The following is a 26,999-nucleotide window of genomic DNA, read 5'->3' as shown; positions in this document are numbered from 1 at the left end:
CTATATGTTTCATATTCAATTGCTGAAAAAGAACATATGTGCTATAATTTTCTTAAATAAGGTCCAGAAAAATAGTACATAGAGGTGATGATCAGGGTGCTGAAAAGTTACAAGACGGAAATACATCCGACTGAGAAGCAGAAACACAAAATAAACAGAACCATCGGTGTCTGCAGGTTCATCTACAATTTCTATATTGCGGAAAACATAGAGATCTACAAAGCGGAGAAAAGCTTTATGTCCGGAATGGATTTCTCGAAATGGCTGAACAACGAGTTCCTGCCAGAGAATCCGGAATACCTTTGGGTCAAAGAGGTCAGCAGCAAAGCTGTCAAGCAGAGCATCATGAATGGGGAGAAGGCTTTCAGGAAGTTTTTCAGGAAACAGTCCGGATTTCCGAGATTCAAGAAGAAGAACAGATCGGATGTGAAAGCATACTTCCCCAGGAACAGCAGAACGGACTGGACCATTGAAAGGCATCGCCTGAAAATACCCACACTGGGATTTGTCAGGCTGAAAGAGAAAGGATACATCCCGATGGATTCCATGGTGAAAAGCGGGACCGTATCCATGAAGGCAGGCAGATATTACGTGTCTGTGCTGATTGAAGCAGAAGAGAAGCCCTATGATGTGCCCGAAGGAAATGGCATCGGCATCGATCGGGGCATCAAGGATTTTGCGGTGGTAAGCACCATGGAGAATCCATTTGCAAACATCAACAAGACCAGATCCGTGCGTGACCTGGAAAAAAGGCTGAAACGCGAACAAAGAAGTCTTTCGAGAAAATACGAAAGTCTGAAAGTCAGAAATAAAAAAATGAAAGGAGAAGCTACTAGACAGAATATCCATAAGCAGACCATAAAGGTACAGAAACTTCATCAGAGACTTTCCTGCATAAGGGAAAATCACGTCAATCAGGTAATCAGTCAGGTGATCAGGCAAAAACCACGTTTCATCACCATGGAAGACCTGAACGTGAGGGGCATGATGAAGAACAGGCATTTAGCGAAGGCTGTACAAAGCCAGAACTTCTATTCCTTCAGGCTGAAACTTGCTGACAAGTGCAGGAAGAATGGGATAGAGTTAAGAATTGCTGACAGGTGGTATCCTTCAAGCAGGCTGTGCTCGGAATGTGGTTCCATCAGAAAGGATCTGAAGCTATCTGATAGAACATACAGATGCGATGCGTGCGGCCTCGTCATAGACAGGGACAGGAACGCCAGCATCAATCTTCTGAATGCGAAAGTCTACACGGTAGCACTGTAACGCTATTGTAGATGTGTACCGATGGCTAGTCGGGAATTTACGACTGTGGACTGTACAGGAACTTGTGAGTAGCAGTTCAGGAAACTGAGGCGAAAGCATACAGGAAGAAGCAGTAAAAGTCTCGATATGGATAGATTTGTCCATATTTTGAGTAGCAGGTTGTTATGCAGATCGGTGAGAAAATCAAGAACCTGCGCATCAAGAATGCGCTGACCCAGGAAGAACTGGCAAACCGCTGTGAACTCACAAAAGGGTTCATCTCTCAGCTGGAGCGGGACCTGACGTCTCCGTCCATTGCAACCCTTGTGGATATACTGGAGGGCCTGGGGACCAATCTCAAAGATTTCTTCAATGAAACCACCGATGAGAAAATCGTCTTCAGCAAAGAAGATGCCTTTGAGAAGGAAAACGAGGAAAACAGGAACATCATCAACTGGATCATTCCCAATGCCCAGAAGAATGCCATGGAGCCCATCCATGTGGAGATCCGCTCCGGCGGCAGAACCAAGGAAATACCACCCCATGAAGGGGAAGAGTTCGGCCATGTGCTGACAGGACAGATCATTCTTCATGTGGGAAAAGACAGACACAAAGTGAAAAAAGGGGAGAGCTTCTACCTGAAGCCGGGGAAAGCCCATTATCTCTCCAATGAAGGCAAGAACACCGCCATGGTCATCTGGGTGAGCACACCGCCAATATTCTAGAAAGGGGACACAGCGCTATGACAACCAATATCATGATCGATCTTAAAAATATATCCAAAAGTTTCGGAAAGACCACCGTACTGGAAAACATGAATCTCTATATCAGAGAAAATGAATTTCTTACCCTTCTCGGACCTTCGGGCTGCGGCAAGACCACAACCCTTAGGATCATCGCAGGCTTCGAGACGCCTTCAGAAGGGAAAGTGATTTTCTCCGGTAAGGACATTTCCGATGTGCCTCCCTATGAGCGGCAGGTGAATACGGTGTTCCAGAAATATGCACTGTTTCCCCATCTCAATGTCTATGAGAACATCGCCTTCGGCTTGAAGATCAAGAAGATGCCCAAGGAGGAGATCACGAAAAAAGTCACGGAAGTGCTGAAGCTTGTGAACCTGTCCGGTTTTGAGAAAAGAGGAGTGGACTCCCTTTCCGGCGGACAGCAGCAGAGAATCGCCATCGCTAGAGCACTGGTCAACGAACCCAAGGTGCTGCTTCTGGATGAGCCCCTGGGTGCACTGGACCTGAAGCTTAGAAAAGAGATGCAGATCGAGCTCAAGAACATCCAGAAAAGAGTAGGCATCACCTTCATCTATGTGACCCATGATCAGGAGGAAGCGCTCACCATGAGCGATACCATCGTGGTCATGAATGAGGGGCTCATCCAGCAGATCGGCACCCCGGTGGACATCTACAATGAACCGAAGAATGCCTTTGTGGCGAAGTTCATCGGAGAATCCAACATTCTGCCGGGTATCATGCACAAGGATTATCTGGTGGAATTCCAGGGCGTCACCTTCCCCTGCGTGGACAAGGGCTTTGCGCCTATGGAGCCTGTGGAGGTGGTGGTTCGGCCCGAGGACATCCAGATGACCACTGCCAAGGAAGGACAGCTGAAAGGCCTGGTGGAGGAAGTGACCTTCAAGGGGGTGCACTACGAGATGGTGGTGAATGTGGACGGGTTCCGTTACCTGATCCAGAGTACGGCCATGGCACCTCTTGGAGAAGTCATCGGCATGAAGATTCTGCCTGATGCCATCCACATCATGAAAAGAGGTGAAGCGTCTTGAGAATGAGAAAGGCTTCGTATCCATATGTTCTATGGATGCTGATCTTTATCCTCATCCCCCTGTTTCTTGTGGGGTATTTCGCTTTCACCACGGGAAACAGCACCGATTATGAGACTTTCCGCTTCAGCCTGGAGAACTTCAGGCGTTTCCTGTCCCCCATCTATCTGGACGTACTGGGAAGGTCTCTGATGCTTTCACTGATCTCCACGGTGATCTGCTTCATCCTGGGCTATCCCATCGCCTACATCATCGCAAATAAGAGAAAGGCCAAGACGAGAAACAATCTGATCCTGCTTTTCGTCATACCCATGTGGATGAATTTTCTTCTGAGAACCTATGCATGGCTCACCATTCTCGGGAAGAACGGAATCATCAATTCCTTTCTGAACTTCCTGGGATTCGAGTCCATGGAGCTTCTCTACAACAGCGGTTCGGTGATCCTGGGTATGGTCTACAACTTCCTGCCCTTCATGGTGCTGCCCATCTACTCCGTACTGGTGAAGATGGACAAGAAGCTCATTGAGGCGGCACAGGATCTGGGTGCGGACAGAAAAACCATTTTCAGAAGAGTGATTTTCCCCCTCAGCCTTCCTGGCGTCATGACGGGATTCACCATGGTGTTCACCCCGGCGGTATCCACCTTCATCATCTCCAACCTCTTAGGTGGAAACAAGACGACCCTCATCGGTAACGTCATCGAGCAGCAGTTCATCTACACGGGAGACTGGCACTTCGGCTCCGCCATGTCCATCGTTCTCATGGTGATCATTCTCATCGTCATGGCGCTGACCAATAAAGGCGGAGGAGATCTGGAAGGAGGTAGAGGCGGCTTATGGTAAGAAAGGGATTCAGAAATCTTTATACGGTGCTTATTTTTCTCTTCCTCTATGCGCCGATCATTGTACTGATCATCTATTCCTTCAATGAATCGAAATCAAGAGGAGCCTTCACAGGATTCACCCTGAAATGGTATCAGGACCTGTTCAGTAACAGAGCCGTCATCAGTGCCCTGACCAACACCATGATCATCGCCGTGGTGACCACCATCGTGGCGACGATTCTTGGGACCCTTGCCGCCATCGGCATCCACTATTCCAGAAAGGGGCCCTTCAAGCAGATGGCGCTGAATCTCAACTATCTGCCCATATTGAACCCGGATGTGGTCATCGCGGTATCCCTTATTGCCCTGTACAGGTTCATGGGACTGGATTTCGGCCTGTCCACAGTGCTTCTTTCCCACATCACCTTCTGCACACCTTACGTGGTGCTGGCGGTGCTGCCGAAACTGAAGCAGATGAATGCGAACCTGGCGGAAGCGGCCATGGACCTGGGGGCAAAACCCATGTATGCCCTGAGAAAGGTCATTGTGCCGGAAATCATGCCTGGCATCGTCACGGGGGCGCTTCTGGCCTTCACCCTGTCGGTGGATGATTTCGCCATCAGCTTCTTCACCACAGGACATGGGGTGCAGAACCTCAGCATCCTCATCTTCTCCATGGCGAGAAGAGGGATCAACCCCGTCATCAATGCGCTATCGACCTTCATGCTCATCGGATTCTTCATCCTTCTTCTGATCATCAACCGGATCGGAAAGAGTGAGGAAGAGGAAGAAAGAGATCTATAGAATAAAAGAAACAGTATATGTCCATGCTCATGCATGGAAAACAGGAGGAGTACTATGAAAAATATAAGAAAAATCATTGCAGCGGCCCTCATCGGGGTATCTTCCCTGGCGCTTGCCGCCTGCGGAGAAGAAAAGGAAACCATCAACGTCTATAACTTCGGAGATTACATCAATTTTGACGTACTGGAGCAGTTCGAGGAAGAGACCGGAATCGAAGTGGTCTACGACACCTACGCCAACAACGAAGACATCTACACCAAGCTGAAGCAGGGCGGAAACTCCTATGATGTGATCTTCATTTCCGACTACACCATAGAAAGAGCCATCAATGAAGATCTCATTGTACCCATCAACTGGGAGAATGTGCCCAATCGTGATAAGATCGACCCGGATTTCCAGGGACTGGTCTTTGATCCCAATGATGAATACTCTGCGCCGTACATGTGGGGAACCTTCGGGATCCTCTACAACAAGAATGTAGTCACAGAGCCGGTAACTTCCTGGGATATTCTCTGGGATGAGAAATACAAGGATGAGATCCTCATGCTGAACAGCCAGAGAGACACCATCGGGGTTTCCCTGCTGAGACTGGGTTACTCCATGAACACCAGAGATGTGGCACAGCTGGAAGAGGCAAGAGATGAACTGATCAAGCAGAAGCCCATCGTCTACGCATACCTTGGCGATGACATCAAGGATGCCCTCATTGCCGAAGAAGCAGCCATGGGCCTTGTGTGGTCCGGAGATGCCATGTATATGATCGAAGAGAATCCGAACCTGGATTATGCCATTCCGGAAGAAGGAACCAACATCTGGTTCGATTCCATGGTCATCCCGAAGAGCGTGGCCAACAAGGAAGGTGCGGAGAAGTTCATCAACTTCATGCTGAGACCCGATATCGCCATCCAGAATGTGGACTACATCGGATACTCCACACCGATCACCGAAGCGGTGGAGATGCTGCCTGAAGAAATCAGAAACAGTCCCATTGCGTATCCATCCGACGAAGTGCTGGAGAACACCGAAATCTTCAGAGACCCTTCCGATGTGCTTTCTGTCTACGACAGAATCTGGACGGAAATCACTTCCGCCAACTAGGAAGCAAAATAAATACACCTGAACGCGAAAGCAGTATGAGGCAAGAAGCCTTCATACTGCTTTTTACTATTCCATGATGTCGAGGATATCGGAAATCTCGTCTTCCTCTTCCGGGGTAGGTTCCTTCTTGAGAAGATATAGAAGAGCGATGCTCACAGCCACCCCCACCAGAATGCTGAGGGAGAAGAGCAGCCACCGATCGGTGAAGGGCAGAGCCACCAGTCCGCTGAACATCTTGGTCTCCAGGTCCAGCGCCATCATCATGCCTCCGCCCACGGCAGCGCCTGCCATAAAGGCGGGGATGGTTCGGAAGGGGTTGGCCATGGCATAGGGTATGGCCCCTTCAGAAATACCGAAAAGTCCGGTCACAAGGGTTGCGGGTGCATTCTTCCGCTCCACAGTGTTGAATTTCTTCGGGAAGAGCATGGCGGCCAGAGCTACCGATACGGGCGCCGTCATGATGCCCGGAAAGGCGGCGGCATTGGGGCCGTAGATGCCCTGGGAGTAGGCACCGACCACGAAGGTCAGGGCGATCTTTCCCAGCGGACCGCCCATGTCAAAGGCCATCATGGCACCGATCACCGCGCCCAGAAGAACGGCGCTGCTTCCGCTGACTCCTGTGAGCCAGACGTTAAGCGTCGTCTGAAGCCAGGCGATGGGCTGACCCAGAATGCTCATGGCAAGGGCTGTGAAGGCGATGCCGAGAAGGGGAATGAGAAGCATGGGCTTCAGCGCGTAGATGTATTCATGGACCGGAACCTTCTTCAGAAGATTCACCAGATACCCTGCGATGAACCCCGCCAGAATGCCACCCAGAAAACCTGCTCCGATCTGTGCAGCCACATAGCCGCCGGCAAAGCCTGGGGCGATGCCGGGTCTGTCGGCGATACCAAAGGCCACGTAGGCCCCTACGATATGGGGAATGAATCCGAACAGGCCGTAGCCCAGGTCCAGCATGGGACCTGTTTTAAGACCGAACTGGGAAAGCACTGTGCCAAGGGCGATGAGCATACCCGCCCCCACGATGAAGGGCAGCATGTAGGAAACCCCTGTCATCAGGGCGCGTTTAAGATTAAGTACTGCATTTTTCATCAGAACACCTCTTTTTCTTTTATTCTAGCCGTTTACTGCTTTTTCGGCTTTTGCGAAAACATCGTCTGTTTTTCCGATGGCCTGGTTGATGGTGATCTTCATGGCTTTTCTTCCTTTGAAACGCTCCATCTTGTTGATGGCGGTCTCTATGGCAAGGATGATCAGGTCTGCTTTTTCAAGATCCGCTTCCGTGATCTCATTTTCGATCCCCATGGCACCTTGAGTTTCCACTTTGATCTCATGTCCTCTTTTCTTCGCACCTTTCTCCAGTGCCGCTTTTGCCATATAGGTGTGAGCGACTCCGGTGGGGCAGGCGGTGACTGCTACAATAAACATACTAAATACCTCCTAAAATTCGGCTTGTATAGTGATAAAGCGCTTCGGATGATTCAAGAGCCAGAAGCTCCTCTCGGATCTCATCATCCATTAGATTCTCTGCAAGCTTCGCCAGAATTCGCAGGTGGGTGTCTCCTGCATGGGCCTCTGGAACGGCCAGAAGAAACACCAGAAACACCGGTTTTTCATCCATGGCATCCCAATCCAGCGGATGGGAAGATCTGCCCACGGCGATGGAAGGGGTGAGGACAGCATCGGATTTTCCATGGGGGATGGCGAAGCCGCCACCAAAGCCCGTGGTGAATTCCTTTTCTCTCTTGAGGACGTCTTCCATGAATAGTTCCTTTGAAGAGATTCTCTTCTCTCTCCAAAGCGCATCCGAGAGCAGAGACAGGGCTTCCATCTTCGTCTGAGCCTCCATGGGAAAAGCGACCAGTTCTCTGGTGATGAGTTCCATTCTATGCACCTTCTTTCCCTGATATTATATTTATTTTATCGTATATATGGTATCTCCATAGTGAATTTAGTGTGAATTATATCTGAAAAGCGGAGCGCTTTTGAGGAGATAGAATCAGAATGGTTCGCAGATCAGTACCATGGACAGCAGAAAGAACGCTTCAAGCGGATCCCCTCTCAGGAGGAAACTGCTTGAAGCGTTCTTTCTGTTCTTATTGCAATCTGTGTTCTTCTTAGAATCAGTGTTTCTTCGCTTCCTCCAGCGCCTCGATTCTTCTCTCCACGTTCTCCAGCCAGATATCGATGCCGGAGCGGGTCCAGTCCAGAGGAAAGAGCAGCTCTTCCGCAACAAGTGGGTGAAGCTCCATGATGTCCTTGTGCTCCTCTCCCTTCTCCAGACAGTTCCCGCAGAGATAGACATTCTCTTCCACCTGATAGGAATACCGGATATAAGGGGTGTTGAAGCGATGAAGCACACACCTCTTTCCGAAGGTGAGTTTCACGCTGGTGCCATCGGCGATGGTGATGGTGATGCCTTCTGCCCAGCTGTTTTCCAGTGCCTTCTTCTCCTGGTCGAAATTACATTCGTCCAGAATCTCCAGTTTTCTCAGCTCTTCAAAAAGGACCGGTAAGCTTGGAAGCTCTGTGATGTCTTTGGCATCGGCAATGATTTTCGCGAAAGTATATGGATAGGTGTTGTCTCTGAAAAACTGTGCATCGGGAAGGGGCCATTCCAGGGGGAACAGGATGTTCTCTGAAACTTCCTCGATCTTTCTAAGGGTTCTATGGCAGGTGAGGCACTTGTACTTATTGTCTCCGATGCCGTAGGCGTGGGTCTCTTTTTTCTCGAAATAGGAATGCCCGGCGCAGACCACATCTTTCACCAGCTGCACTTTTGTGCCGTCTTCGATGGTGACGGTGACCCCGTCCCTGAAGGCTTCCTCTATGGCATCGAGCTCTTCTTCTTGATAGTCTCCCGCAGTGATTTTCTTTTTCACCTTTTTGTAGATGGACTTCAGGGAAGGCAGGGAGTCTACGCTCCTGGACTGCTGTATGATTTCTAGAAACTTCTGCATGATGGTTCTCCTTTTTCAATCTGATTCTCTATTTTTTCGTGCTTCAGAATATTTTTCATTTCATTATAACATTTCTGGCTCTGGATGACAGAATCGGATTTACTGGATATTATGGTTGATGGATCAGAAGAGTATTTGGTATTTATTCTTTCTTCTTTTTGATGTAGACTAATAGCTAGAAGACATCGTAAGTTGGTGGCCTTGTATGATGTATAACATTAACCATACAAGTGTATCTTTTGATATTATTTAATTATATACGATTCTAAAAATGTCACAATCATAACACTCGAACAAAATCTATTATAGAAACTGGTGATATAATGAACAACAAGAAGTTTTTACACGAAAAAGTATACGATGAGATAAAGGATAGATTGTTATCCGGTTATTATTCAACCAACTCATTACTGCCCAGAGAAGTTGACCTTATGGAAGAATTTGAAGTAAGTCGGCATACTATAAGAAAAGCAATGGATCGACTGAAAAGCAATGGATTTATAAGAAAAATCAAAGGAACGGGGACATTTGTTAACCACATTAAACCAGATTATGACTATACTCTCAGTAACATGACAAGTTTTTCTGAAATCATCAGGAAACAAGGGGGGAATCCGAACAGTATAATTTTATCTGCAAAATTAATTTCGCCGTCAGAAGAAGTATGTAATAGGCTAAGTATAGATCCAGAAGATCCTGTATACTACATTGAACGACTGAGAAGAAACGATGATGAAGTTTTATGTTATGAAATTACATATGTCGTAGCAAGTTATTGCCCCGATTTAGATGATTACATTTCTCCAAAAGCCTCTTTGTATAATCTATATGAAAAAAAATACAATCTTGAACTTGGTGATGGTTTATATAAACTCGAGGCAATCAACGCTCCAAATGATATCTCTAAAATATTGAAAATATCAATTAATTCGGCATTGCTATATATGGATGCTGTTATATTCCTCAATTCTGGTGTTCCATTGTATTACGTGAAAGCATACTATATAGGGTCAAAGTATAGATTTTCAACTAAACTCACGAGGTAATTAGTATAGGCAATCCTTTTCAGGCACCCATAAATACTATCGAGGAATGATAATTCACTAACCACAAGAAAAAAATAAATAGCTTTTATCAATAAATCTTATGAAAATACAGCATTCAGAAAGGTTTTGTATTTAGTATAATTATCAATAATAACTCCTATCCTAGCTAACTTGAAGAATAATTCATTCAAGTATTACTATGATAGGAGTTGTTTAGTTATATTTTGCTATAAGATAATAATTATTTGTGTAGAATGATTCGAATTAAATAATAGTTTAGTACGGATCTAATGATCATCTCTCCAAAAATTTCTTTACGGTATCTGATGCTGCTTTAGTAACAACATTATCAATAGAGGTTCCAACTACCAATATGTTAATACCTAACTCTTTAAATCTATGAAAGTTCGCTTTATTGATTCCACCTTCAGCTAATGTTGGAACACTTACACTTGAAACAAGAGCTCTGACTCGCTTTTCTATGATTTCTGGAATTTCACCAGCCTTTACCCCCTCATAACTCATACCTGTCATTAAGCCGATCATATCTACACCAATTTCTTCAAGTTTTTTAGCCACAATACTCACATCTTCAGGAGTTTCTGCTGCAATACCAAAAGTATGTAGGTCATTTGGGTGCCCAATATAGGCATCTACTAGAAGTCCATATCGATGTGCCTTTTCAACCCATATCTTCAAATCTTCCAAACTTGATTTATGTGTGTGTAGTCCATCGGCACCCGATAAAGATATTTTTTTAAAATCCTCATCTGAAAGTTCCACCGGCATAACTTCCGTAAATCCACCAGGGACACCAACTGTGATAAATATATCCTGACCAACAACATTTCTGACACCACTTGTAGATTCAAGCATCTGATCCAAACTTATTTCATGCCTAACCATTTCTGCATCATGCATATTGTTTACGCCCTTATAGCCTCGTGCTAGAGCTAATGCAGGATGATTCGGTTCAAGCATTCTTGCTCCTCCATCTACAGCTGCTTTAGCGAGTCTTGCATCATCTCCTGTGATACCAGTACTAAGGATCGTAGTGCCATTATGTAGTTCAATCGCATCAGTTACTTTTTTTAGTGCTTTTTTTCTTTTTAGTTCCATATCACTTTTAATCATTAACTTTCTCCTTTGTGAATCGATTGGATATTATTGTTAATCCCATAGACAAAAACATAGCCACAAGCATAGCAATAACAAATCCTAGTGCATTATTGGATAGTCCCGGTGCAATTACAGAAGGAACATATGCAGTTCCAAACACCCCAAGAACACCAACCAGCAATCCACCTATAGCTGCTGAGAGAATAGCAGTTCCCATTACATATTTACTAGAAAACATAAAAGGATATGCTGCTTCAACAAAAGTACCAAACCCAATATTAATCAAAAAACCAGGAATTGCTAAGGAACGGTTTTCTTTACGTCTTGGTGATAATATGTTTGCTAATGTTATCCCTGCGGAAACCATTACAAGACCTACCATATCAACGGCACCTAGAAAACTCATACCTGTAGATTCCATTTCTAATAATACGATAGGTAATATTGCCGCATGGTATACGCCACCTAAAATTGCAGGCCAGATTAAAGCTCCGGCTACAAGACCTGCTAAAGCTGGACTAAGAGCTAAAGCTCCTTCAATTAAATCACGAATTGCATTACCTCCTGCTAAAGCAATCGGCGCTATTAGGAAATAAACGAATAGCCCCGCGATGAGTCCTGCCAAGCCTCCTCCTATCAAATTTGCTGTAGTACCAGGTATTTTCCAATCGAATGCTTTTCTTATCATATACGATGCTAGCAAGCCAGCTAAAATTCCACCGATAATTCCACCGATAATTCCACCCTGCACAGACAATGCTCCTGCAACAATACCAGAGACGATACCAATCTCATCTAATCCAGAAACCTGCTTAGCCGCAATTGCAGCTACAATTACTGGTAAAACATTGATTAACAAATTAAAAATTTCTCCAAATTCGCTAAGAAAAGATACTTTGCTTAATGCTAAAACCAGAGACATAGCAATGAATCCAGGTAATGAAGCCATCATAATACCTCTCACGCTTATTCTGTCTTTTAAATTACCAGATTCTTCAGTAGATGAAGAGCCGCTTGAACCAATAACGGGTTTATACTTCAATCCAAACGCTTTACTTAAACTGCTTATTGCTGAAATTGCTCTCGTACGATTTGTAGTTCCAGTTGTCCCAGAGACAGCTAATATATTAGCCCCAATGTTTTGTATTTTCGCCATGGATGTTCCACCAGTACCTACAATTGGAATGTTCTTTTCAGCTGCAGCTTCCAGACTAGCCTTATTTATCGAACTAGGATCTGCACTCATTACTACTATCCCGTCAATTTCATTATTAATAATCTTCTGTGCTAATTGTTGATCTGCTTTCATTGCTTTCTCATTAGTGGTTTTTAAAATTTCATAATTACCAGTAACCATTTCATTATCAAAAGTAATTAGTCTAGCTTGTGTCGTACTGTTTACCTTATCCATAGACATATCAGCACCAACGAAAACAATATCTGCTACATTTATTCCAGCGGAATTCGCTTGTTGAATAATCTCGTTAAGCAACTTATGGGGTTCCTTCCCACCTAAATTATATAGATTACCCCCTGAACTACCAATTATTGCAATGTTCTTCATTATTAAAGCCCCCTTTATCATTTTGTATGTACGTACATATGAATATATTTTATCATTAAATACGTATTTGTCAACGTTGTGTTTAAAGTTAGTGCATTTTTGAATATCTTTATCAATTATGTATACAGCATATATTAGTATCAGAAACTAAAACATCTGAAGATAAGAAAAAAGTCTAAATTGGTGTTTATAGAGGAAATTCAATAAAAAGTATATAGGAGCTGAAAATTAAGTTAGTTTGTGAAAAATGATTTCTTTTGATATTAATTCTGCCCTCACAGGATTGTTTAATATAAAAAACTGGTAATGCTTTCAGTAGGAGAACAGATACGATATACTATAATTAAAAATAAAAATAATAGTAAGAAAATATTCTATGGAATCAGTTGAAATACATTAGCTCAATACTGGAGGGACCTATGAAGAAGATCAACTATCCACTGATGATCGGTGGAGTTCTATTTCTTTTTTTCATGGCGGCTGCCATGTTTCCGGCCCTATTCACGGACAAGGACCCCATGTTCGAGGAGCCGCCTCGAACCATGGAAGTGGTCGTGGAAGGAGAGGTGAAAGACGAGTTCACCATGCATCCCATCTGGCCCAGTGATCATAATCTCATGGGTACGGATGTGGCAGGGCGAGACATCTATGCAAGGCTCGTCTACGGTACGGGAAACACTTTAAGGCTTGGCTTCTATATTGCGTTTTTCAGGATTCTTCTGGGGATGCCCATTGGAATCCTGGCAGGCATGGGAAAGAAGTTCTTCCAGAAGCTCATTCTTTTCTTCAACACCTATTTCAGTGCGGTGCCTATTCTGATTCTGTCCTTTCTCATTTTCAGGATGAATTTCTTCCGGAATCTGCAGATCGACCGCTCCATTCTGCTCTATTCCCTGATTCTTGCTGTCCTTGGCTGGTCGAGGGTGGCAGGCATCCTTGCGGATACGGTGAAGCGCATCATGGAGGAGGACTTCATAGAAGGTCAGATCGCCATCGGAAAGACCTGGCCTCAGATCATCCGTCAGAACCTCTTTCCCCACGTGGTGCCTACCGCTCTTTCCAGCTTCTTCAAGGAAGCGGGGCAGGGCATCTTTCTCATTGCGCAGCTGGCGGTGCTGGGGATTTTCGTGGGCACCATCCGGGAAGTGAAGACCCTGGCCTTTCGTGCCAGCTACGAAATGAGCATCGAACCGGAATGGGGATCCATGCTTCTCAAGCTCACCTCCCAGCTGGAGCGCTTTGAGGACAACTGGTGGCTTGTGGTCTTTCCGGTGCTCACCTTCACCCTGGCGGTGATGGCGCTGAATCTTCTGGGTGAAGGGCTCCGACTGGAATTTAGCAAACGGGACTCCAGATTTGTCAGTCATGTGAGACAGGCGTACTTCGTTCTTTCCCCCAGAGTGTTTCTCATGGAGCTTCGACATCTCAGAAGGCACTGGAAACCCGTTCTTCTGAAGACCGTCTCTGTTTCGGTTCTTCTTGCGCTGCTACTGGTGCCCAGCTACAGTCCCCTGGGGGATTTCAGCGTGGACCGCGCCAGAGAACATCTCATCGAGCTCATCAACGAGAAGTATGAGGGGAGAGTCTCCGGCTCGGAAGGAGGCTATGCAGCGGGAGAATACATCATCAGCACCATGGAAAGCTACGGATTTGAGACCCGGGAGTTTCCCATCCAGTATGCCTATCCCAATATGAACCCGGATCGGGAGGTAGACGTTGCACTGGCTCACAGGACACCGCTGATCATGAAAGAGGCGAAGATCACCCTGACGGATGCAGAGGGTAATGTGGGAAAATACAACCTCTACGATGATTTCTCCGTGCTGGAAGTGCCTATGGACTATGACCGTCCCGGAGAGAAGGTGGTGAGGGAAGGCAGAGCCATGGAGTGGGAAAGGGAGGACTACAGCATGGAGGACCGCAGCCTCTTTCCTGTGAGCTATGCAGGGCTGGATGAAGTGATCCGTGGCATGGATCATCTGCCGGGTTTCATGGATCCTACAGACATCGCGGAGTTTCTCATCGTGGATGGTCATGAGGCAAGAAGCGGCACCTACTCCTCCTATAAGCTGACCATCATCCCTTACGGTGAGCTGCAGGAGAAGCTGATGGCAGGCCCCTGTGACGTGGCCATCGAATACACGGTGCCGGAGATTCCGCCGAAGGAAGGAAGAATCATCGAGTCCTGGCTGATTCCTGAAGGAAGAACCCTGGAAGACCCCGGTCAGAGCCTCATCATCGGGGTGCCCTATGATGGCATAAGGCTTTCAAATGGGACATCTTCCGTGGAAGGAACCACAGCCCTGGCCACAGCCCTGGAGATCGCCAGAGCCATCACAGAAGAAGAAGAAGAAGAAGGGTATAAGAAATCCATTCTTTTTCTCTTCCTGGACCGGGAGTCGGATCTTCTGGGTGAAAACCGGAATGACTACTATCTGCGCCATGCGGAAGTCTCCGCCGGTGGAGGCTACATGTATCTGGAGCTTCTGGGTTCGGGACTGAAAGGGGATAAAGAGGTGGACCTTTTGGCCTATTTCGGGCAGCTGAACAAGGAGGACTCCTTCCGAAGTCTTCTTCGCATGGAAAGTACTCTGAAAGAGATGAAAGTGCCTTATACCAGGTATCAGAGTCTTCTGCCGCCGGACGACTGGAGAGAATCCACCCCAATCTACAAGACCGTTTCCCGGCAGCTGCTCAATTTCAGAACCAATGCCCATCTGGCTGTGGGCATCGGGAAAGCCTATCATAATCAGAAGGGGACAGAGAAGGATACCCTTTCGAATCTCAACCTGAAGAAGATGGAGAGCATCGGTCAGATGGTCACGGACCTGATTGTTTCAAGAGAAAACTTCGGACTGGGAGAGCCTTGACCGTCAGTGAAATAGAAGTGGAGCAAGCGTCTGCTGATGAAACTTTCATAATGAATGATGCACTACATACCTGGATCGGTGAACAGTCCGAACCAGGTATTTTTCTGCGCATTTTTTCCTGATGAGGATTCTTCCAGATCCTGTCCAGATGCGGATGGGACTGCCATGGTGATATCAAAAGGCAAGATTGCGATATTGACAAAAATTGGTAATAACCTTTACATTTGATGATTTTGTACTATAATGGAGTTAAGAAATTAGTGCAAGCGGTTGCACAGATAATCTGGAGGTTCAAATGAGCGCATTCAAGCTTACGAAACATGTCACCGGATACACCTTCGGAGACCCTGTGGAAACAGGGATCATCCAAGGAGAAAAAACCTATGGTCATCAGGAACTTCCTCTGGAAGTGCATGTGGAAAAGGGGTATGGTTCCATTTCATTCAGCCTCACAAAGCATGACAGAGTCTACGGGCTGGGGCCCAATCTGGGTGGAATCAATAAAAGAGGAAGACAATACGAGTCCTACTGCACAGATGATCCGCTGCATCATGAAGACAAGACGACTCTCTACGGGGCGCACAACTTCTTCATTCTGGAGGATGATGATGTGGCCACAGGCTTCTTCATCGATTTTCCTTCCAGAATCCGATACGATGTGGGCTTCACGGACATGGATCTTTTTACCATCGACATCCATGGAGAGGACTTCACCCTCTACATCATCGAGGGAGATTCCCTGAAGGACATCGTGGTGAACTTCCATGCAGTCATCGGGAAACCTTACATGCCACCCAAATGGGGCCTGGGCTTTTTCCAGTCCAGATGGGGATACGAAACAGAGGAGGACATCCGGAAAGTCTATGAGACCTTCAGAGAAAAGGATATTCCGTTGGATGGAATCTATCTGGATCTGGACTACATGGATGATTTCAAGGACTTCTCCTTATCTGGAGACAGGTTCCCGAATTTCAGGACCCTGGTGAGTGATCTCAAGGAGGATGGGGTACGCCTCATTCCCATCATCGATGCCGGCGTGAAGATGGAAGAAGGATATGATGTTTATGACGAAGGCGTGGCAGGGAATCATTTCGTGAAAGACGAAAGCGGCAAACCCTATGTGGCGGCCGTGTGGCCTGGAAAGGTCCACTTTCCTGATTTTCTTCAGGAGTCCACCCGAGCCTGGTTCGGAGACAAGTACCAGTTTCTCACAGACCTGGGCATCGAAGGGGTCTGGAACGATATGAATGAACCGGCCATCTTCTATGACGAGACCTCCCTGTCGGAAGGCATCGAGGCAGCCATAGAAGCCAAGGGACAGAATCTCGGCGTCATGCCGTTCTTCGCGCTGCGGGACAAATTCATGAACATCGGCAACAGGGACGAATACTACAGAAGGTTCTATCATGAGATTGATGGAAAAAGATACAGCAATGAAGAGGTGCATAATCTCTATGGCTTCCAGATGACCGTATCCGCATCAGAAGGGCTGAGAAAACATCTGGGCAAACGTCATGTGCTCATTTCAAGAGCCTCCTCCATCGGCATGCACCGATACAGCGGCATCTGGACCGGGGACAACAGTTCCTGGTGGAGTCATCTGGACCTGAATGTGAAGATGCTGCCCGCCCTCAACATGTCGGGCTTCTACTATGTGGGGGCAGACACAGGTGGCTTCGGCGGAAATGCCAGCGGGGAGCTTCTGACGCGCTGGATGCAGTTTTCCATCTTCACACCGCTTCTTCGAAACCATTCAGCCATCGGATGCGCCTTCCAGGAGCCCTATGCCTTCGGAGAGAAGGTCACGGCATACAACCGGCATCTCATCAAGGCGAGATACAGCATTCTTCCCTATCTGTACTCGGAAATGCTGAAATCCTACGAGGACGGCTCCATGATGTTCACCCCCCTTTCCTTCGAATATTTCGGAGAGGAAGCGCTCCAGGCCGAAGACCAGCTGCTTCTGGGAGAAGAGCTGATGATTGCCCCGGTGGTGAAGTCCAATGCCAGAGGAAGATACGTCTATCTTCCTGAAGACATGGCGCTGGTTTCCTTCAGGGAGGATGAGGTGAGACTCTCTGCAGCAAAGGCAGGAGTCACGTATCTTTCCTACGGGATGGAGGATCTGAAATTCTTCCTTCGAAGAAACAGAATGATGCCCTATATCGCTCCAGGCAGAAGCGTGAAGGATCTTTCCATGAAGGTCATCCATCTAGTGGGATACCTGGAGACGGAGGCTTTCTACACCCTCTATGACGATGACGGCACGAGCTACGGCTATGAGGACGGCATGGTCTATAAAACGGAGTTTTCTGCAAGAAGAGACGAGGATGGAGACATCAAGGTCAGCGTCAGAAATGAGAATCCGAACATTGAGAAAGTAATCTTTACCCTCATGGATGGGGACGAGAACAGTATAACGAAGGAGGTGCAGGTATAGAATCAGAAACTGGTTCATACCGCTCTACATGAAAAAAAGATCAAGTGGAATACTGATGCACATTTCAAGCCTTCCCGGTCCCTATGGAATCGGGGATTTCGGGAAAGGCGCCTATGAATTCGTGGATTTCCTGGACAGAGCGAGCCAGAGAGAATGGCAGATTCTGCCTCTGGGCATCACAGGCTACGGAGATTCACCCTACCAGAACTTTTCCGCCTTTGCGGGCAATCCGTACTTCATCGACCTCAGCGAGCTTCTGAGCCAGGGCTTCATTGAACGGGAGGAACTGGAGAATCTGCCTTTGGGTGACGATCCCGAAAAAGTGGACTACGGCATTCTCTACAGAAACAAGATGGAGCTCTTAAGGCGTGCCTACAAAAGAGCCTACAGAACCATGGGCAGCGAACTTAGGGCTTTCTATGAGGAAGAGAAGGGATGGCTCCGGGACTATGCGCTCTTCATGGCCATCAAGGCTGAGCACAAGGGGGTCTCCTGGCTCAGATGGCCGTCGAAGTACAAGGACATTCATTCCGAGGCAGTGCTGGAGTTTGAGAGGACCCATGAGAAGGATATGTATTTCCATGTGTTCATCCAGTACTATTTCTTCAGACAGTGGAAGAAGCTGAAAAACTACGCCAATGACAAGAACATCCGGATCATCGGGGATATCCCCATCTATGTGGCAGAAGACAGCTCGGACGTCTGGGGAAACAGCAGTCTCTTCAAGGTGAATGATCAGTTTGAACCCATCACCGTGGCGGGATGTCCTCCTGACGCCTTCTCTGAAACCGGGCAGCTCTGGGGAAATCCCATCTACAACTGGGAAGCCATGGAGGAGGACGGATACAGGTGGTGGATCGAAAGAATCCGCGCCAGCTTCGAAATCTATGACGTGGTGAGAATCGATCACTTCAGGGGCTTTGAGGCCTACTGGGAGATCAAGAGCGGTTCTGAGACAGCAGTGCATGGTCAGTGGACCAAGGGACCGGGCATGAAGCTCTTTAAGAAAGTGAAAGAGGAGCTGGGTGAGCTGGACATCATCGCGGAAGATCTGGGCTTTCTTACAGAAGAAGTCCATGAGCTGATCCGGGAAACGGGCTATCCGGGCATGAAAGTGCTCCAGTTCGCCTTCGACCCCAGAGAGGAATCAGACTATCTGCCTCATACCTATGAGCGCAATGCCGTGGTGTACACCGGTACCCACGACAATGAAACCATCATGGGCTGGGTGAGAACGGTGAAGCCCGAAGACATGGCCTATGCAGGGAAATACCTCAAGCTGAGCTACGAGGAAGGCATCAACTGGGGATTCATCCGGGGAGCCTACAGCTCTGTTGCGGACCTTTGCATCATTCCCATGCAGGATTTCCTGGGACTGGGCAACGAAGCAAGGATGAACATCCCTTCCACCCTGGGCACCAACTGGATCTGGAGAATGAAGGAAAATGAACTGACGGATCGGCTGGCCGAGAAAATAGCAAAACTGACTAGAATGTATGGGAGATAAATAAGAATGAACAAAGAAATGCTGACAATGAGAATGAAGGGCTATGCCCTCACTACCTATGGAAGAGAACTTAAGGAACTGAACAACAAGGAGAGGTATACGGTGTTCTCCAAAGCGCTGATGGAAGACATTCTGCCTAAATGGAAGGCTTCTGAAGAGAAATTCGAAGGAAAGAAGAAAGCATACTACCTTTCTGCGGAGTTTCTCATGGGACGTGCCCTTTCCAACAACCTGATCAACCTGGGATATATGAGTGAAGTGAAGGAAATGCTTTCCTCCATGGGTATGGACTACAACGCCCTGGAAGAAGCGGAAAGCGATGCGGGACTTGGAAACGGCGGTCTGGGGAGACTGGCTGCCTGCTTCCTGGATTCCGGCGCCACCATGAACTACTCCCTCACCGGATACGGCATTAGGTACAACTACGGCATCTTCGAGCAGAAGTTCGTGGAAGGCTATCAGGTGGAAGAAGGGGACAAGTGGCTGGAGCATGGCGACAGCTGGTCCATCCGGCGCCAGGATGAAAAGGTCGTCGTGGACTTCAAGGATCAGAGCGTCTATGCGGTGCCTTACGACACCCCGGTGGTGGGCTTCTCGGGAGAGACCATCAACACCCTGAGACTGTGGCAGTCTGAAGCCATCACGGAGTTCAACTTCACAGCCTTCAACAATCAGATGTACGATAAGGCCGTGAAGGAGAAGAACGATGCGGAGAACATCTCCAAAGTCCTTTATCCCAACGATTCCATGGAATCCGGAAAGATTCTGAGACTGAAGCAGCAGTACTTCTTCGTATCCGCTTCCCTGCAGGATCTCATCAGGACCTACAAGAAGGATCACAAAGACTTCACAGAGTTCAGCAGACTCCATGCGGTGCAGCTCAATGACACCCATCCTGCTGTGGCCATTCCAGAGCTCATCAGGCTTCTCGGAAAGGAAGGGGTTTCTTTCAAGAATGCCTTCGACATCGCAGTGGATACCTTTGCCTACACCAACCACACCATCCTGAAGGAAGCGCTGGAGCAGTGGTCCGTGAAGCTCTACAAGAAGATTCTTCCTGAAGTCTATGCCATCATCGTGAAGATCGACAACATGCTGAGCAGGCAGCTGGCAGACAAGGGACTGACAGAGAAGGAAATCAGTGAATTTGAGATCATATCCGAAGGAAACATCAAGATGGCATGGCTTTCCATATACGGAACCCATTCCGTAAACGGCGTGGCGCAGCTTCACACGAATATTCTGAAGGATACGGAGCTTTCCGGCTGGTATAACCTGTTCCCGGAAAGATTCAACAACAAGACCAACGGTATCACCCAGAGAAGATGGCTTCTGGAATCCAATCCTGAGCTGTCGGCGTTCATCACCGAGCTTCTGGGTCATGACGGATGGATCACCGAGCTTTCCGAGCTTTCAAAGCTCAAGAAGTTTGCAGAGGATGATACCATCATCGAGCGGTTCATGAGAATCAAGAAAGCCAAGAAGCTGGAACTGAAGGAATACATCAAGGAAAGAGAAGGCATCGAGATTGATGAAAACTCCATCTATGACATCCAGATCAAGAGACTGCATGAATACAAGAGACAGCTTTTAAACGCCTTCCATATCCTGTATCTCTACAACAGACTGAAAACCGACAAGAATTTCGACATGGAACCAAGAACCTTCATTTTCGGTGCGAAAGCCGCTCCGGGCTATGCAAGAGCCAAGGCTATCATCAAGTTCATCAATGAAATCGCAGAAGTTGTAAACAACGATGCGGATATTAACGGAAAGATCAAGGTGGTCTTTGTGGAAAACTACGGCGTATCCTATGCGCAGAAGCTTTTCCCTGCTGCGGACATTTCCGAACAGATCTCCACTGCTGGGAAGGAAGCTTCCGGAACAGGAAACATGAAGTTCATGTTAAACGGTGCGCCCACCATAGGAACCTTTGACGGGGCCAATGTGGAAATCGTGGAAGAGGCGGGTCTTGAGAACAACTACATCTTCGGACTCACCGTGGAGGAAATCGAAGAGCTGAAGGCTGTCTACGATCCGAAGGCGGAACTGGAGAAAAATCCCGTGCTGAAATCCATCGTCAACACTTTAATCGATGGAACACTGGACCTTGCACCAGAAGAAAACTTCAAGGAGCTGCATGATTCCCTGATCAAGGGTGCATCGTGGCATGATCCGGACAACTATTTCATCATCAGAGACTTTGATGCCTACGTGGAAGCCCAGGAAAGAGTCAATGAGGACTACAAGAACCAGCTGGAGTTCTACAGAAAAGGATTCCTGAACATGGCCTCTGCAGGGAAGTTCTCTTCAGACCGTACCATCGTGGAATATGCCAATGAGATCTGGAACATTCCAAGCATCACGGAAGAGGATGAGGAATCCCTGGCCGTATAAAAAATCACAGAATGAGAAGAGAAATACAGCAGCGCGAAACTGCTGGGATTCAAGGGTTTCAGCGATTGCATCAGTATAGTGCAAACGCTAGCATTGGAAAATCGCTGAAATATCCTCTTTTTTCTCTTTTTCACTGGATTTTTCCACAATTAAGCTGTATAATCAAAGAGTAAAGCGTTTTCATTTTAGTTTTTGTGCAAGCGTATGCACCGAAGATAGACTGCCTTGTCCATTCTGGCAGGCTCATCCCAGGGAATTACCCTTGTTCTTTGACTGAGAAGTAAACGGTTACGCATTTGATTCAATACATAACAAAATACAAATGTATTAGGAGGATAAAAAATGAAGAAAATCACTAGCCTCGTACTTGCTCTTATGCTGACGCTTTCAGTAGCTGCATGCGGAACAAAGGATGAAACACCAGAAGAAACTCCAGGAGAAACTCCTGTAGAGACACCAGGAGAAGGTGAAGAAGAACCCGAAGAGCCAGCGGAAGGTGGTCTTACAGGTTCCATAACAGTTCAGGCTGAATCAGGTTGGATGGAATACTATAATGCTGCGGTTGCTAGATTTAATGAAGCGAATCCGGATGCAACAGTTGAGATCATAGAAACAGGATCCTTCGATATGCTGGACATTCTTGACAGCACAGACCCAACAAACGAAGACATAGCTGACGTATTCTCTATTCCAGCGGATAGAATCTACGGACTGAATGATAATGAAGCACTTGCACCAATCGATGCAATGGCCATCGCTGACAAGGTTGGAGGTTTTGACGACTATGACGCAGGTCTAGGTGGAAACTTCAACATCGATGGAGATTACCTTGCATTCCCAATGAACATCGAAACACTCATCGCCTATGCAAACACAGCCAATGCGGAAGCTGCGGGAATCGACCTTACTAAGTCCGTAGAACTGAATGATGCAGGTCTTCAGGTTCTCATTCCTTTCTTTGATGCATGGTTCGGCGTATCCGCAGTAAACTCCGGAGACATCGAAATGCTTGGCATGAATGATGACGGAACACTGTACTCCGACTTCACAGCTGAATGGGCAGACCTTGCTCCAGAAAAGCAGGCTGTAGTGGAAGGTGTATTCGAATACTGGAAGGCAACACAGGAAGCCAACGTGCCAATGTGGGATGCTGAAGCTGCTTGGGGTTACATGGACGAACAGTTCGCAACAGGTGGAAATGCGGTTCTTAGAATCTCAGGACCATGGGATGCAGGTGCATTCTCAGAGCAGGCTGGAGACGGCGCTGACCTTGAAGTTATGCCACTTGGATCCATCACCATCGATGGAGCGCCACTGAAGCACTGGAAAGGTGGCTGGGGAATCGCTGTAAACTCCAGAAATGAAGGCGACGATGAAAAGATGGCTCTTGCTGAAGCGTTCATCGCTGAACTGATGAATCCTGAATTCGCAGTTGAATTCTTCCAGGGAACTGGTAAGATCATGGAAAACGTTCCTGCAGATGTATATCTGAATTCCTCACTGAGTGATTCCGATAAGGCCATCATCGAGAACGTACTTGCTTCTTATGCAGATGCACCAGCTAGACCACTGTTCACAGAATGGGGTTCAGTATGGGATACATGGAAGAACGCAGTATTATCCTGGTCATCAGTAAAGCCAACTGATGCTGAGGGAGCTTACAAGGAAATCAAGGCAGCATTCGATGCAATGATGCTGAACTTCTAGAATAGACAGTATGTATATGAGAGAGAGGCTACGGCCTCTCTTTTGTATAATATATCTGTTTTAGAGACCTTATAGCATTCACAAAGAATGAGATTTCATAACAAATGAAAAATCGTGATCATAAATAAATCAGTGACAAGCAGAAAGGATTATGCATGAACAGTTATACCAGATTTCCTAAAAGACAGCTTTATATTATACTTATAGCAGTTGCTTTCATTATCTTCATTAGTTCCATTGATGTGCTTATGAGAGTGAAGGATGAGACTTTTTTTGAATTATGGAAGCGTTCGGTTTTAAGCAGCGGAGCTTATCCGGAAGGCTTCAATCCTACTTTCGATGATTACGCAGGGGCGGAAATGTTTCGGTATCTGTTTAAGATTGCCATCCCCATGGGATTCGGCCTTCTGACCTTTGTCACTTATCAGAAGCTGAGACTGAATCGTCTGTTTATATTTATCTGGGCGGTCCTTTTAGCGGGAGGAATGGCTTATACATTCTTTGAACTGAATTTTGGTTCGGTGTTCTACTATCTTGTGATGGCAGGGTACCTGGTCCTTATTATTACAGTTCTCTCTTTGACCCAAGAGATGAACAGCAATAGAAATTTGTAAAGGTGGGAAGAGATCGTGGCGAAATACAGCAAGGTCTTATATGACTATATCGGACGCGAATATGAAAGAAAAAATCTGTATCTCAAGGAAGTCGCCTTATTGCAGGATAAGATCGCACATGCTTCTCAAAGTGAGAAGCAGACCTTGAAAAATCAGCTGAAAGAATTGATAAGCAAGAAAGACAGCCATCCCTATCTCCTGAAACTGAAGGAGTATGAAGAACGGGAGAAGAAATTCCTGGAGGAGCTTAAAGCAAAGTCCAGTGCGCACAAAGAGACCCTGGACAAATCTCTGTCCAAGGAAGTGGCCGAACTGGAACTTGCGCTCTATGTAAGCAAACTAAAGGAAGCGTTCTATAAAGACTATGTGCAGCTTACCTATGACGCGGAATTTGGCTATAGAGAAGCGGTGATCCAGATGAAGCTTCTCCCAGAGGTCATTGAAAAGACCATGAGACTGGAAGATGAGCTGAGAAAAGCGCTTACCTTGAAAGCGGAAGGGGACAAGGAAGCCATCGGAAAGGAAATCGCGCAGTTCAAGGCAGAACAGAAAGCGCTTTACGATACCCGTTCCGAAGAGCTGAAGAAGAAGAGAAACGATGGGCTTATATCAGAAAAAGCCCTGAAGAACGGCATGAAGGAACTGAAGAAGAACTACAAGTATGCTGTAAGAGTGAAGGAATTCGAAGATCCGGACAAGATGAAGAAAGAGCTCATAAAGAGCAGAAGATTCGAACTGAAAGACTTCATCAAGGTCAGCAGAAGAATCGTCAATGCGGATATCGCAGACGCCAGAAGGAACACGCCGGTGGAAGTCATGAAGACCCAGCCGGTCAATACTGCCATCGGAGCTCTTTTCCCGGGTGTTGGACAGCTTCTGAACAAGCAGCCTGTGAAGGCGGCCCTGTTCTTCCTGGGGCTTGTATTCATCTACGCCATTGCCATTCCCTATGCACTGGGTTATGGAAACTACCAGGGCAGCGGAATCGCAGGACTCATCTCTCTGGCGGAGGGTGGAAGAAGAATCGACAAGTCGCTGATCTTCATGATTGAAGGTATCATCGCCATTGTGCTGCTTCTTTTCGCAGCAGGCATCTATATCGCAAACTACAAAGATGTCAAGGGCACAGAGAAAAATGTCATGAAGGGCATCCGGCCCAAAAACTGGTTTGAGACCAAGCAGAGCATAGAAGAGGAAGGATTCCCTTATCTGGTCTCCATTCCTGCACTGATCGTCATCGCATTCATCGTGCTGGTGCCGATCTTCACAGCCATATTACTGTCCTTTACGGGGATGGATCCAAAGAATCAGTCCAAGTTCCCCTGGGTGGGCTTTGGCAACTACAAGCTCATTGCCCTGGGTGAAGGACTTGCAGGTTCTGTCTTCTGGCAGATTCTTGCCTGGACCGTCATCTGGACACTGCTGGCCACAACCCTTGCCATCTTCATCGGATTCGGACTGGCGCTATTGGCCAATAATCCGAGAATCAAAGGAAAGGGCATATTAAGAATGATCTATCTTCTGCCCTGGGCGGTCCCTGCATTCATCACCATCATGTTCTTCAGTATCATGTTCAGTAGTACAGGAGCCCTGACGGAAATCATAGAAAATGTATTCGGGGTGCTCATCGACTTCAAGAACGACACGTTCTGGTCGAGATTCATCCTCATCATGCTGCAGGGATGGCTGGGAAGCTCCTATGTCTTCCTTCTGTCCACAGGTGTCCTTCAGGCCATACCGGAAGACCTGTATGAAGCAGCGGATATAGACGGTGCGAACAGCTGGCAGAAAATCAGGAAGATCACACTACCCATGGTGCTTTTCCAGACTGCACCGCTTCTGGTCAATCAGTATACCTTCAACTTCAACAACTTCTCCATCATCTATCTGTTCAACGGTGGTGGACCCTTTAATCCATCGGTATACGGAAACCTGGCGGGATCCTCGGATATCCTTATTTCCTACATCTACAAGCTGACCATGGACAATCAGTATCAGGCCATCGGTGCCGCCATATCCATCGTCATCTCACTGGGACTGATGATATTCGCATTCATCGGATACAAGAATTCCAAGGCATTCAAGGAGGAGAGATTATAATGAAATTATTCAGGAAAAAACAGGAACTCTATCTTTCCGACCGACAGCCTTTGACCACTGCAGGAAAAGTGATGCTTTTCCTCAATTATGTGCTGCTCATCGGATGGGCATTCATCATTGTATGGCCGCTGACTCAGATGGTCATCTCGGCCTTCAACGGAAAACAGGGACGGTATCTGATCCTCAATAAGATCTCAGAAGGCTCCTATGAGTTTTCCTTCAAACACTTCGAGTTTCTCTTCACAGAGACGCTGTATCTCACCTGGGTGAAGAATACGCTGATCATTGCACTGGCAACGGCAGCCATCACCATCCTCATCGTTTCTTTTACAGGCTACGCCTATTCAAGATTCCGATTCAAAGGAAGAAAAGCTTCTCTCATGGCCATCATGCTGATTCAGACCATACCGGCCTTTGCGGGAATCACAGCGTACTATACCCTGCATTCCATCATTTCCTCCGTGGCGCCGCTGTTCACAAGGCAGATGATGCTGATTCTGATCTACTCAGGGGGTGGTATCGCGGCCAATACCTTTATCCTCAAGGGATACATGGATTCCATCTCCACGGAGCTGGATGATGCGGCGAAGATCGACGGATGTTCCAATATGAAAGTCTACAGACTGATCATCATGCCGATCGTAAGACCTATGCTTGCCATCATCGCACTCTGGTCCTTCATCGGACCCTTCATGGATTACCTACTTCCAAGAGTGCTACTTACAAACCCCAACCAGTACACACTGGCCCAGGGACTATACACACTCATGAACAACAGAGAAACACTGAACCAGCCAGCCTTTGCAGCTGGCGGCCTCCTCACTGCGGTGCCTATCGTCATCCTGTTCGCAGCGCTTCAGAAGCAGCTGATTTCAGGACTTGCCCAGGGCTCAGTGAAAGGCTGAAGAATAAATAG

Annotated in this window: 21 protein-coding genes; 15 read left to right on the top strand and 6 right to left on the bottom strand. The window is 47.1% G+C overall.

Annotation, left to right across the window (positions count from 1 at the left end; genetic code table 11):
* Positions 1–96 precede the first annotated feature (96 nt).
* The 6 genes from J3A84_RS03805 to J3A84_RS03780 all read left to right on the top strand — a co-directional run bounded on the left by J3A84_RS03805 (position 97) and on the right by J3A84_RS03780 (position 5,759).
* A complete protein-coding gene (locus J3A84_RS03805) occupies positions 97–1,266 on the top strand; it encodes an RNA-guided endonuclease InsQ/TnpB family protein (protein WP_207598684.1) in 1,170 nt (389 codons plus the stop codon).
* Between the two features lie 164 nt (positions 1,267–1,430).
* On the top strand, positions 1,431–1,970 hold the full coding sequence (locus J3A84_RS03800; RefSeq protein ID WP_207598683.1) for a cupin domain-containing protein: 540 nt from the start codon (positions 1,431–1,433) through the stop codon (positions 1,968–1,970).
* A gap of 17 nt (positions 1,971–1,987) precedes the next feature.
* A complete protein-coding gene (gene potA / locus J3A84_RS03795; RefSeq protein WP_207598682.1) occupies positions 1,988–3,037 on the top strand; it encodes a spermidine/putrescine ABC transporter ATP-binding protein in 1,050 nt (349 codons plus the stop codon).
* Positions 3,038–3,039: 2 nt separating this feature from the next.
* Positions 3,040–3,876: an ABC transporter permease gene (locus J3A84_RS03790; protein WP_207598805.1), complete on the top strand. Its 837-nt coding sequence runs from the start codon at positions 3,040–3,042 to the stop codon at positions 3,874–3,876.
* Entirely contained in the window at positions 3,870–4,661 is a 792-nt protein-coding gene (locus J3A84_RS03785) for an ABC transporter permease (protein ID WP_207598681.1), read from the top strand. Before J3A84_RS03790 ends, J3A84_RS03785 begins: the two co-directional genes overlap by 7 nt.
* Positions 4,662–4,715: 54 nt before the next feature.
* A complete protein-coding gene (locus tag J3A84_RS03780) occupies positions 4,716–5,759 on the top strand; it encodes an ABC transporter substrate-binding protein (protein ID WP_207598680.1) in 1,044 nt (347 codons plus the stop codon).
* A gap of 66 nt (positions 5,760–5,825) precedes the next feature.
* Here the strand turns inward: J3A84_RS03780 and J3A84_RS03775 are convergent, their stop codons facing one another.
* From J3A84_RS03775 to J3A84_RS03760, 4 genes are all read right to left on the bottom strand, one after another.
* Positions 5,826–6,851 (bottom strand): PTS fructose transporter subunit IIC, encoded by a 1,026-nt coding sequence (locus J3A84_RS03775; RefSeq protein WP_207598679.1) that lies wholly within the window; start codon positions 6,849–6,851, stop codon positions 5,826–5,828.
* A gap of 24 nt (positions 6,852–6,875) precedes the next feature.
* The gene (locus J3A84_RS03770; RefSeq protein ID WP_207598678.1) at positions 6,876–7,187 is read right to left on the bottom strand and encodes a PTS fructose transporter subunit IIB; all 312 of its coding nucleotides are present in this window, start codon (positions 7,185–7,187) and stop codon (positions 6,876–6,878) included.
* A gap of 1 nt (position 7,188) precedes the next feature.
* Positions 7,189–7,644 (bottom strand): PTS sugar transporter subunit IIA, encoded by a 456-nt coding sequence (locus J3A84_RS03765; protein WP_207598677.1) that lies wholly within the window; start codon positions 7,642–7,644, stop codon positions 7,189–7,191.
* Between the two features lie 238 nt (positions 7,645–7,882).
* Positions 7,883–8,719, bottom strand: a complete 837-nt coding sequence (locus J3A84_RS03760) for a hypothetical protein (protein ID WP_207598676.1) — start codon at positions 8,717–8,719, stop codon at positions 7,883–7,885.
* Positions 8,720–9,042: 323 nt separating this feature from the next.
* Here J3A84_RS03760 and J3A84_RS03755 point away from each other — a divergent pair, with 323 nt between their 5' ends.
* Positions 9,043–9,765, top strand: a complete 723-nt coding sequence (locus J3A84_RS03755) for a GntR family transcriptional regulator (RefSeq protein WP_207598675.1) — start codon at positions 9,043–9,045, stop codon at positions 9,763–9,765.
* A gap of 294 nt (positions 9,766–10,059) precedes the next feature.
* Here the strand turns inward: J3A84_RS03755 and J3A84_RS03750 are convergent, their stop codons facing one another.
* Both J3A84_RS03750 and J3A84_RS03745 read right to left on the bottom strand, forming a co-directional pair.
* The gene (locus J3A84_RS03750; RefSeq protein WP_207598674.1) at positions 10,060–10,899 is read right to left on the bottom strand and encodes a beta/alpha barrel domain-containing protein; all 840 of its coding nucleotides are present in this window, start codon (positions 10,897–10,899) and stop codon (positions 10,060–10,062) included.
* A complete protein-coding gene (locus J3A84_RS03745) occupies positions 10,892–12,448 on the bottom strand; it encodes a PTS sugar transporter (protein WP_242693960.1) in 1,557 nt (518 codons plus the stop codon). Before J3A84_RS03745 ends, J3A84_RS03750 begins: the two co-directional genes overlap by 8 nt.
* Before the next feature lie 419 nt (positions 12,449–12,867).
* On the opposite strand from J3A84_RS03745, the gene J3A84_RS03740 reads away from it, so the two are divergent.
* The 8 genes from J3A84_RS03740 (at position 12,868) to J3A84_RS03705 (ending at position 26,988) form a co-directional block, all read left to right on the top strand.
* On the top strand, positions 12,868–15,318 hold the full coding sequence (locus J3A84_RS03740) for an ABC transporter permease (protein WP_207598673.1): 2,451 nt from the start codon (positions 12,868–12,870) through the stop codon (positions 15,316–15,318).
* A gap of 295 nt (positions 15,319–15,613) precedes the next feature.
* Positions 15,614–17,758, top strand: a complete 2,145-nt coding sequence (locus tag J3A84_RS03735; protein WP_207598672.1) for a TIM-barrel domain-containing protein — start codon at positions 15,614–15,616, stop codon at positions 17,756–17,758.
* Between the two features lie 28 nt (positions 17,759–17,786).
* Positions 17,787–19,265, top strand: a complete 1,479-nt coding sequence (gene malQ, locus J3A84_RS03730; RefSeq protein WP_207598671.1) for a 4-alpha-glucanotransferase — start codon at positions 17,787–17,789, stop codon at positions 19,263–19,265.
* Between the two features lie 6 nt (positions 19,266–19,271).
* Entirely contained in the window at positions 19,272–21,662 is a 2,391-nt protein-coding gene (locus tag J3A84_RS03725) for a glycogen/starch/alpha-glucan phosphorylase (RefSeq protein ID WP_207598670.1), read from the top strand.
* 342 nt (positions 21,663–22,004) lie between these two features.
* Positions 22,005–23,369 carry a sugar ABC transporter substrate-binding protein gene (locus tag J3A84_RS03720; protein WP_207598669.1) on the top strand — a complete coding sequence of 455 codons (1,365 nt, stop codon included), beginning with the start codon at positions 22,005–22,007 and terminating at the stop codon, positions 23,367–23,369.
* Between the two features lie 248 nt (positions 23,370–23,617).
* On the top strand, positions 23,618–23,983 hold the full coding sequence (locus tag J3A84_RS03715) for a hypothetical protein (RefSeq protein WP_207598668.1): 366 nt from the start codon (positions 23,618–23,620) through the stop codon (positions 23,981–23,983).
* Positions 23,984–23,998: 15 nt separating this feature from the next.
* On the top strand, positions 23,999–26,083 hold the full coding sequence (locus tag J3A84_RS15445) for an ABC transporter permease subunit (protein WP_207598667.1): 2,085 nt from the start codon (positions 23,999–24,001) through the stop codon (positions 26,081–26,083).
* Complete coding sequence (locus tag J3A84_RS03705; protein WP_207598666.1) at positions 26,083–26,988, top strand: sugar ABC transporter permease; 906 nt, start codon at positions 26,083–26,085, stop codon at positions 26,986–26,988. The genes J3A84_RS15445 and J3A84_RS03705 overlap by 1 nt, the downstream gene beginning before the upstream one ends.
* The last annotated feature ends 11 nt before the right edge of the window (positions 26,989–26,999 follow it).

It is taken from the genome of Proteiniclasticum aestuarii (genome assembly GCF_017368455.1).
In the GTDB taxonomy this organism is placed as follows: domain Bacteria; phylum Bacillota; class Clostridia; order Clostridiales; family Clostridiaceae; genus Proteiniclasticum; species Proteiniclasticum aestuarii.
The sequence above is the reverse complement of the archived record's forward strand: the minus strand, read 5'-3'. Positions and strand labels throughout refer to the sequence as shown.